The sequence below is a fragment of the Dokdonella sp. genome (genome assembly GCF_036518555.1).
In the GTDB taxonomy this organism is placed as follows: Bacteria; Pseudomonadota; Gammaproteobacteria; order Xanthomonadales; family Rhodanobacteraceae; genus Dokdonella_A.
On sequence record NZ_DATDMY010000318.1, the window covers coordinates 1 to 2,917 of the forward strand.

The 2,917-nt window shown below is 74.5% G+C and carries 2 protein-coding genes; both read right to left on the minus strand.

The window, feature by feature from the left end; all coding sequences use genetic code 11:
- The coding region (locus VI238_RS17035; RefSeq protein WP_331653523.1) for a hypothetical protein at window positions 1-1,966 on the minus strand (1,966 nt) is incomplete at its 3' end.
- Window positions 1,963-2,917, minus strand: a 955-nt coding sequence (locus VI238_RS17040) for a hypothetical protein (protein ID WP_331653525.1), incomplete at its 5' end; no start/stop codon positions are given. The genes VI238_RS17035 and VI238_RS17040, both read right to left, overlap by 4 nt.

Consider the following 2,917-nt stretch of genomic DNA (forward strand, 5'->3'; position numbering starts at 1 on the left):
CCGTGCCGCCGCGATCGAGGTCCTGCCACAGCGCGACGAGCGCCGCATCCGCGACTGCGGCGCGCGACAGCGAGCCGTTCCGGTCGGCGAGGTCCTTGCGCTCGCCGCTGAGCCGGCGCGCCTCGTCGGGCACGGGCAGCTCGAGGCCGACGCGCGCGAGGTAGATGCGCGTCGCCTGCTGCACGCGCTTGATGTAGTCGAGCGCGCGCTGCTCGTACGGCAACGCCTGCGCGGGCGCGCCCTGGCGCAGGTGCAGCTCCGCCTGCCACATCTCGCCGAGCGCGGCCTTCAGCGTCGCGCGCGTGTCGGGGTCGAGCAGGGTCGCAGCCTCGGCGATGTCATGCACGTGGCCGTATTCGGCGACGATGTCGCCCGCGTCGCCGAACCGCGCCTCCGCACCCGGCGATGCGTGCTCCTGCGCCTCGTGGACGGCTGCGAGCGCGCCCGCCTGCGTGTCGGCACCGACGCTCGCGCCTTCGGGCGCGTGTTCCGCATGGCTTTCCGATTCCTCGCCGAGGAACTGGCCATAGCGCAGTCGCAACAGCTTCTGGTCGACACCGATCGCATCCGAGCGCGCGAGGAACTTCGCGTCGTCGAGCTGCGCGCGCTGGGCGAGCAGCGCCTCGGTATCGATGATGATCTGGCGCTGGCTGCGGAAGTAGGCCGGCATCGTCCGCTGCACGACGCCGTCGAGGCCGGCGCTGTCCTTCGAGGGATCCACGGGCCAGCGCAGGATCAGGCCGGGTCCGCGCGAGACGTTCGGCTTCGGCGCGCGGTCGTCGGTGACGACGATCTTCGCGATGACGTCGTCGCCCTTCGAGAAACCGAGCGCCGCCAGATCTACCGTATGGGTGTATCGCATCGCTACGAGCGGCCCACCACCGTCCCTCTCCCGCATCGCGGGAGAGGAGGGGACGGTCTGCGCAGCGGACGGTGGGGTGAGGGAAGCTCCCGCGGCCTCTCCGGCCAGCTCGATCGCCTGCTCCTTGAACGCGATGTTCTCGCCGCTGCCCTGCGCGTGGGTGACGACGAGTTCGGCGCGCGCGATGCCGTAGTCGTCGCTCACTTCGAACGCGAGCGGCCACGTGGGCTGCGCCGCGTCGGCGAGCGTGAGGGTGCGATCCGGCGAGAGCACGCGGATCTCCGGCGCCGCATCGGCGATCGCGTCGATGCGATGCAGGCGATCGTCGGCGAGCGGCGCGGCGCCGTCGAGCACGACGCGGTACAGCATCGACGCGGCGAGCACCGTTTCGCCGCGCCAGTCGTCGCCGTCGCGTCGAAGCTCGACACGGCGGCCGTCGTGGAGCGCGAGCGAGGCCGTCGCGGGTTGCGGCGCGAAGCGCAGTCGCCAGCCCAAGGTCGAGTCCTGTGGCGCCCTCGCGTCGAGCGTCGCCTCGTGGCGCTCGGCCAGGCGCGTATAGGCCGGCGGCGAGATCGCGAGCTCCACGCCCGTCATGCGCGTCGCGCCGGTGCGCGTACCCGCTGCGTCCGGGCCCGCCCGCGCGACCTCGTCGCGGCGCGAAGGCGAGGCGAGGAACGCGCCGACGAGCACGAGTGCTGCGAGCGCGGTGCTCGCACCGAGCGCGCGCCACGGCCAGGCAGGACGCAGGTCGGGCGCGACGCGGTCGAGTCGCTGCAGCAGGCGCGCGCGCTGGAGCGCCGCGAGCGGCGCGGACGCGGAAGGCTCGCGGAACAGCAGCGCGGCACTGTCGTCCATCGCCGGCTCCCGCGCGTCGAGCGTGCGCGCGAGCCAGTGAGCGTCGACGCCACGCACGGCGCGCCACAGCACGATGGCGAGCGCGGCGCACGCGCACGCGGCGAATGCGAGCGCGGGTCGCGTGCCGGCGAGGCGCAACCATGCCAGCACCGACGCGAGCAACGGCGGCAGCGAGAGCGCGAGCACGATCGCCGCGCGCCGCACGATCGCGGCGCGCCACGGTCGAGCGATGCGTGGATCGACGCTCACGCGATCGCCCGTCGCGGCTCGTGCGTCGCGAGCACGCGTTCGCACGCGAACAGCAGTGCCGCGAGCGCGGCAAGCCATGCGTCGAGCGGATCGGCCGGACCGGCCGGCGGCGCCGGTCCGATCGGCCCGTCAGGCCCGGCCTGCGCCGGCATGTAGGTGGCGGCGTCGGCACGGTCGAGCGGGCGTTGCGCGCCGCGCAGCGCGTCGAGCAGGCGATCGGCGAAACGCGCGTCGAGGACCGCGGGCACGCGCGACGGTGACAACGCGTCCGGCAGCGCTACGATGCGGCCCGCGCCGAGCACGCGCGAACGAGCGAGCACGCGGCCGTCCGCATCGCGCCAGACCGGTTCGCCGCCGGCCACGTCATGCGCGAGGAGCGCGACGCCACCACGCTCGATCCATGCGTCGAGATCGGACGGCCGCGACGACGCGAGCCAGGCGAGCCACGGCGCATCCGTCGGAACGCCGCGTGCGGCGGGCGCGGCGTCGAGCGCGTAGCGACCGGGTTCGCGCGCGTTCCATGCTGCGACGGCCGCCCGCAGGTAGCGCAACGAGGCGGCGTCCTCGTCCGAATAGCGCACCGCGAGCCGGATCGGCGGCGCGTGGGCCGCGGCTGCCGCAGCAGGGCGAGCGTCGACGACGCGCCAGTCGAGGGCGTGTGCGAGGCGGGGGCGCTCGCCGTCGAGGCCGGCGAGCGTACTCGGCACGACGACATGCAGGGTCGCCCCTTCCGCGAGGTTCGCGTCGGCTTCGCGCAACAGGCTCGCGATCGGCACCGCGCCGCCCGCGAGTGGCTGCTCCAGCGACGGAAAGGTCGGCGCGAGCCAACGCAGCTCGAGGTCCGGGCGGGCGAGCGCGGCGCGCGCCGCGGCCGGAGCGACGCCCGGCACGACGAATGCGCGCTCGGCGGAATGCGCGTCGATGCGTAGTCGCACGGGTTGCGCGAGCAGC